General features: G+C 54.7%; 6 protein-coding genes. All 6 read right to left on the minus strand.

Annotation, left to right across the window (positions count from 1 at the left end):
• Positions 1-339 precede the first annotated feature (339 nt).
• The 6 genes from QOL81_RS25640 to QOL81_RS25665 all read right to left on the minus strand — a co-directional run bounded on the left by QOL81_RS25640 (position 340) and on the right by QOL81_RS25665 (position 5,245).
• The gene (locus QOL81_RS25640; protein WP_125460859.1) at positions 340-627 is read right to left on the minus strand and encodes a type II toxin-antitoxin system RelE family toxin; all 288 of its coding nucleotides are present in this window, start codon (positions 625-627) and stop codon (positions 340-342) included.
• Positions 624-875, minus strand: a complete 252-nt coding sequence (locus QOL81_RS25645) for a type II toxin-antitoxin system Phd/YefM family antitoxin (protein WP_128884964.1) — start codon at positions 873-875, stop codon at positions 624-626. The genes QOL81_RS25640 and QOL81_RS25645 overlap by 4 nt, the downstream gene beginning before the upstream one ends.
• Before the next feature lie 94 nt (positions 876-969).
• A complete protein-coding gene (locus tag QOL81_RS25650; protein WP_128884963.1) occupies positions 970-1,410 on the minus strand; it encodes a dehydrogenase in 441 nt (146 codons plus the stop codon).
• Positions 1,411-1,928: 518 nt separating this feature from the next.
• Positions 1,929-2,693, minus strand: a complete 765-nt coding sequence (locus QOL81_RS25655) for a plasmid SOS inhibition protein A (RefSeq protein ID WP_128884962.1) — start codon at positions 2,691-2,693, stop codon at positions 1,929-1,931.
• Entirely contained in the window at positions 2,690-3,154 is a 465-nt protein-coding gene (psiB, locus tag QOL81_RS25660) for a conjugation system SOS inhibitor PsiB (protein ID WP_128884961.1), read from the minus strand. Before psiB ends, QOL81_RS25655 begins: the two co-directional genes overlap by 4 nt.
• A gap of 42 nt (positions 3,155-3,196) precedes the next feature.
• Positions 3,197-5,245 (minus strand): ParB/RepB/Spo0J family partition protein, encoded by a 2,049-nt coding sequence (locus tag QOL81_RS25665; protein ID WP_128884960.1) that lies wholly within the window; start codon positions 5,243-5,245, stop codon positions 3,197-3,199.
• Positions 5,246-5,424: the final 179 nt, after the last annotated feature.

Here is a 5,424-nt window from a genome sequence, read left to right on the forward strand (position 1 = left end):
CAGAAAGTGCCAGGCCTTTAGCCTGGCTGCCTTAGCGAACGGCCGCACAAGCGGCCGGGCAGTGAAAGCGGCGCCGGCATCGCCGGCTGCAAGCGCTAGTCTTTGATGTTGCAGTTGGCTTTCAGACCATAGCCGACTGGCCCGAAACCGCAACGCGGGTTCGGCGAGACTTGACGACCGCAGGCGGGCGGCTAGTCGAGTTGGGCTGATGGCTGGACGCGTGCGGCCAGACACCGGAGGAAGCTCATAGCTTAATTTTAATGCATCTGCCTGTACGACAGTAAATTCTCGTTATTATCCGCAGTGAGATTAATGCAGGCCAATTGCCTGCATGGTTTTTTATTTAAGACGTTCACTGGCCAGCTGGTACACATCGCCGCGCTCACGTTTGCCGACGGCAACCACCGCGATAATCAGGCAATCGTCGATCACTTCGTAAACCAGACGAAACCCCGAGGCGCGCAGCTTGATTTTGTAACATCCCGGCATCCCCCGCAGTTTTGCTGACGGAATATGCGGGTTCTCGCAGCATTTTTTCAGCTTTTTGGCGAACTGCTGCTGCAGCGATTTGTCCAGCTTGCCCCACTCTTTCAGCGCCGACTCACGAAATTTGACCGTATACGTCATGCGAACTGATCCAGATCGATATCAACCAGCGCTTCGCTACGACGCTCATTGACCAATTTCACCAGCTCCTGATCATCGAGGGCATCGAGCATTTGCTCGTAGAGCGCCGCCGGCACGCAATAAAATTCTGGCTTATTGCGGTTCAGTATGGCCACCGGAAACCCGGCGCCGGCGCCAACGGTTTCCATTGGGTTTTTCTTCAGCTCGCTGATGCTCGCACTTGTGTCACTCAGAATGATATTTGGCATGGTATCCTCGACTTAATAAGACCTGTTAAGTGGTCTTATTATACCACCAAAAAGACCTGTTAACAGGTCTTTTTGATAAAAATCGTCCAGCTTGTCAGTTGTACGAATACTCCACTGCCATCTCTTGCGCCAGTCTGTAACGTGCATGCTCCCAGGCGCGCTGACCGATCTCCCCGTAGTCACGCTGTGCGACCCGTTGCGCTCTGACCCAATATTGGATCATTTCGTAGGCAACTCGCGGTTTGTCCGGCTGCTTATAATCAGCACCACAGCTTTGGACAAGCTCAGTCATCCGGCCGAAAATCACATAGAGCGCCTGCTCCAGCTCGTCGGGTGACGTGCTGCTTTGCGCATACAGGTCATTCAGATCGTCTAAATAGCAAAACTCCATTTCCAACGCTCGAACGGCGGCAGGATATTGCACGCCGGGCTTTTCCCACGGCTCTGGGGCCTCTGGTTCGCACATTCCTGCCTTTTCACATATCTCGGCAGATTCTGCAGCGGCGGTTTTGACGTTGACGTTATCGGGGTTCATTCTGGTCTATTCCTCTTGTGATTCCATATCTCAGCGAGTTCTTTGCGGCGTAGGGCCGAGTTGCGACAGGCCCGGAGAAAAACAAGGGCGCCGCTTGCGGCGTGGCTTGCCAGAACCTTGTTTTTTGAACGGAATGGCGCTACGAATAGCCCTCCGCAAAAACTCTCAGAGAGATGGCCACAGGGAATTGATGAGGATGAACACCCTCGGCACGGCGGAACGACGGGTCGCCCTTAGCGATCGCCGCCCTAGGGGCGATCAGTGGGAGCGGCGCCGGCATAGCCGGCTGCAAGCGTAGGTTGTCGATCTTGATTTTGGCTTTCAGACCTTAGCCTACTGGCCCGAAACCGCAACGCGGGTTCGGCGAGACTTGCTGACCGCGTGCGGACTGCTAGTCGAGTAGGGCTGATGGCGGGTCGCGAGCGGCCTGCCACCGGAGGAAGCTCCAGCATCCGTGGTCTGCCTGACATACCAATAACAAAAAGGCGCCACTTGGCGCCTTCTCAGTTTATTGTTTCTTAGGACAAATTTAACTCAGTATCTATTGCAGATTCCCCTGCAGCAAGCCTTAACTTATTTGGAATGAGCAGTGCATTAAATAGTCGTTCTGTCTCAGAAATATCAGCATCTGCTCGCGTCAATCGATCCATCACGCTCCACAATGCGTCGCTCTTGTAATGCTGCAACCCCCTGCCTGCCATACTGGGGAATCTTTCTACCCATGTCAGAACGCTTTCAACCAGATCGTCTTCAAATATGTCCTGCTTGCTCCAACGTGCATACCATGTCCCAAGGGTGCTCGGCGTTGAAAACGCCAGCTCGACTTCTGCCTGCGCTAACTGGTTTTGGTAGCGTCGGCGCTTTTGCCGTTCTTCACGAGAACGCCGCCGTTCCTGTCGTTCATACTGCATATCCCACTGCCGTTCGCGGCGCTCACGGCAAAGGACATCGTAAGCCGGGAACAGCTTGCCAGCGACATCCCCAGCAAGCGGCAGCGGGCTGTACTGTCCACCGCTTTCGATCAGTCTGTCCAATGCCGCTACATAATGCGCGATGTTTGCACCGCCCCGTTCATTAGGAAAATAATTGGATGAAATCAGGCGAATGTCGTTTGCTAAAACCTGCACCCGCCCATTGTTCAACACTTTAAAAAAGGCTTTGGCATACGGGAATTCAGCGAGCCGCTTGCCCTGCTCCTTCTTGCGCTCGACCAATGCCACGGCATGGACGGCGGCATGCTGATATTCGTTTATCGGCACCAGTGCGCGGCTGTTCGGGATCATACGCACAGCCCTCCCATCCGTAGAGCGGCGGCCAGCTGCGCTGACTGGTTAAACCCGTGCCGGTAGTAATCACCGACAGTCTCCAACACCTTGTTGACCGTCTCCGGGTCAAAATTCTCCGCAGTATGTAACCAGGCGACACGATTTCCCTGGTCAGCCTGATTTGTTGATTCCTGGAATGGTAGAAAGGCTGACCATTCCGGCACTTCACTCCCAGCACTGCACAGGTAAATGGCCAGATTGTCATCCCCTGTTGGACTGATACGACAAACAACAGGCACCTGCCCGCAAAACTCGCTGGCCTCTTCCGCAATGGCGTTCCACCCATCCGGCAGCGCCAGTTGGCCGAGAACAACGTTGTTCAACTGACGACGCGCCTCCCTGCCCCGGTCACGATACTGCTCCAGCTCAAAGGCACTCATTACGGCTAACTGCGCAAGGCTTAATTTTTGGTTTTTCATAATGTTTGTTCTGCCGCCCGAGGGCGGCAGCTCCTTTGTCAGTTAGGCGGCAGCGCTGTCGTCAGCGTCAGTATCATTGGCGTTTGTAGAACTGGCCGTAGCATTAGCCCGGTTTTCCGTATCGGCCTGCGGCTGCGGTGCCATGCAGCTCGGCAACCAACCGGTTTCGCTCAGCACCGCCGCGGCGAACTCAGCGGCATCTTTACGTTTCATGCCCTCGGCATCTTTGGCCTTCCCGGTTTCACCGGCGCTATTGAGAGCATCAACGATCTGGTCTTTGCCAATCCGCGAAAAATAGTTGTCACTCGTCGGCTTCCACCATTCCCCGATCTGGAAATCGAGGGCTTTTTCTACCGAATCCAGCTTGGTGCCAACCCGCTTATCCTTGAGATAACTGTCTCGGCCATCGAGGCCGTGGGAAACGCAGTATGCCAACAACCGGAGAACATCACCCTGTGGCCACGCCAGCAGCCACTCAAAGCTTTCGCTCCAATTTTCAGGAAATTGGTTCAACCAGCTCTCATGCATCTCGTTAAGTTTCAGGTTAGCGATACCATTCACGCTGCCAGCCTCTTCTGACTGGGATAAGCAGCCGCTGCGCATGCTTTCTACAGAGGTGTGCAACACATAGAAATATCCCGCGTCGAACACCCGCCGTGCCAGCGTGAACGTATGGAGTGCAATCGCGACGTTGGTGTTCTGCGCCAGCGCCGCAGATACTGCCAAAGTACGTTCGGCGGACAAACTTGCCACCAATACTTGGGAAAGCCCTTTTTCTGACGGTGGGGTGTTCTTCTTGATTTCTTCGCGGTTGGCTTTTTCTTGTTGCTTGATGTCTTCCACTTTCATCAAGCCGCGTTGGATTTGGATCTGGCCATCTTTCAGGTAAGCGACTACGCCCGCCGTCGCACGAACTTCCGGCGACCACTTATTGATCTCGGCGGCGTCGTTGATCTCGTTGATGCGCGCCTCAATTTGCTCAACGCGCGGCGCATGTTCCCATTCTTCGTCTGCATCGAGTCCAGCAGTATCAAACATGTCATCCAGCAGTTCTTGCTCGGTGAGCAGCTGATCCATCTCTGTCTGCAATTCGTCGCTCAATTTCGCCTGAACAAAAAGGATCTCGAAGGTCTTTTCGTCTCCGTTATAACTCCGCACCTCTCGACTGCGGCCAACCGCCCATGCCCACCCTTCATTTTTCGCCACTTCATCTGCCGCAGCCTGCAGCTTGGCCATAGCCAACGTCTCCAGCATCAGCGGATTTGTCAGGATGACGCTTTCAGCAAACAGATCTTCTCGAGTTTCCCCCCCTGCAGCCTGATAGGCTTCCAGTCCGACAAATTCAACGATATGGCTGTCTGCCGCCGACACTTCATCGTTCAACACAGCTTCGCGTAACGCCTTCGGTTTGCGGAGGTTCGCGTAATAGCTGCTCTTTTCCCATGCCTGAAGCTGGCGCTGGTGATCATCCGTCGCGCCCAACGCCGCCAGCTGGTCAAAATTGATTTGATTCTTTTTCAGCAGCTCCAGCAGCGCAGGGGCTACGGTTGTCAACTTAAGGCATTTTTTAACATGCAGGGTACTGAAGCCGAGGATGGCGCCGATTTGCTCAGGGGGCGTTCCTTTCATCGCCAACAAACGGATATTTTCGAGCTGATCGGCAGGTTGCAGGTTGGTGCGGCGCACGTTCTCCGCGACAGAAATCGCATAGGCGTCCTGTTGATCGACGACTAAAACAGGAACGATAAACTCCGGCGTTACCGGGACGCCAGCAGCTGAACGCCCTTGCACCATCAACAAATCCATCCCAAGACGGCGGGTCTCACCGGCGTCCACACCGTATCGGCCATCCGCCATGCGGTGAACGACGAGATTCTGCAACAGACCCGTGGCCTCGATGCTGGTTGCCATCTCCTCAATATCTTCCTCAGAGCGAGGGGTAATACGCGCGTTCTGATCCGAAAAAGTCAGCTCTTTGAGCATGAGATTTTTACGCTCGGCCTTGGCCAGCGCGGCTTCGACAAACTTCGCCGCCGCGTTTTTCTTCGGCTCTGCTTTGTTAGCTTTTGGTTTAGTTATGGTCTTTGGCATGGTTAACTCCTCCATCAGTAATGAATTTCATCCAGCGGTAGGCCAATCCGGCTTCTTTCTGGTGTATTCCCCTTTTGGCTTTCACCGGCGCGGGGAGCCTGGCGCCGTGACAACAAGACCGAGACGGGGTACCAGCTGACGGTACAAGGGCGGCGCCGCAGGCCGCAGCGCAAGCGAAC

This window comes from Serratia sp. CC22-02 (assembly GCF_900182895.1).
In the GTDB taxonomy this organism is placed as follows: Bacteria; Pseudomonadota; Gammaproteobacteria; order Enterobacterales; family Enterobacteriaceae; genus Serratia; species Serratia nevei.

Bases quoted from the DNA above. Each gene is read 5' to 3' on its own strand.
- QOL81_RS25640 (WP_125460859.1), bottom strand. From the start codon at position 627: ATGACGTATACGGTCAAATTTCGTGAGTCGGCGCTGAAAGAGTGGGGC.
- psiB (WP_128884961.1), bottom strand. From the start codon at position 3,154: ATGAAAAACCAAAAATTAAGCCTTGCGCAGTTAGCCGTAATGAGTGCC.
- QOL81_RS25650 (WP_128884963.1), bottom strand. From the start codon at position 1,410: ATGAACCCCGATAACGTCAACGTCAAAACCGCCGCTGCAGAATCTGCC.
- QOL81_RS25655 (WP_128884962.1), bottom strand. From the start codon at position 2,693: ATGATCCCGAACAGCCGCGCACTGGTGCCGATAAACGAATATCAGCAT.
- QOL81_RS25645 (WP_128884964.1), bottom strand. From the start codon at position 875: ATGCCAAATATCATTCTGAGTGACACAAGTGCGAGCATCAGCGAGCTG.
- QOL81_RS25665 (WP_128884960.1), bottom strand. From the start codon at position 5,245: ATGCCAAAGACCATAACTAAACCAAAAGCTAACAAAGCAGAGCCGAAG.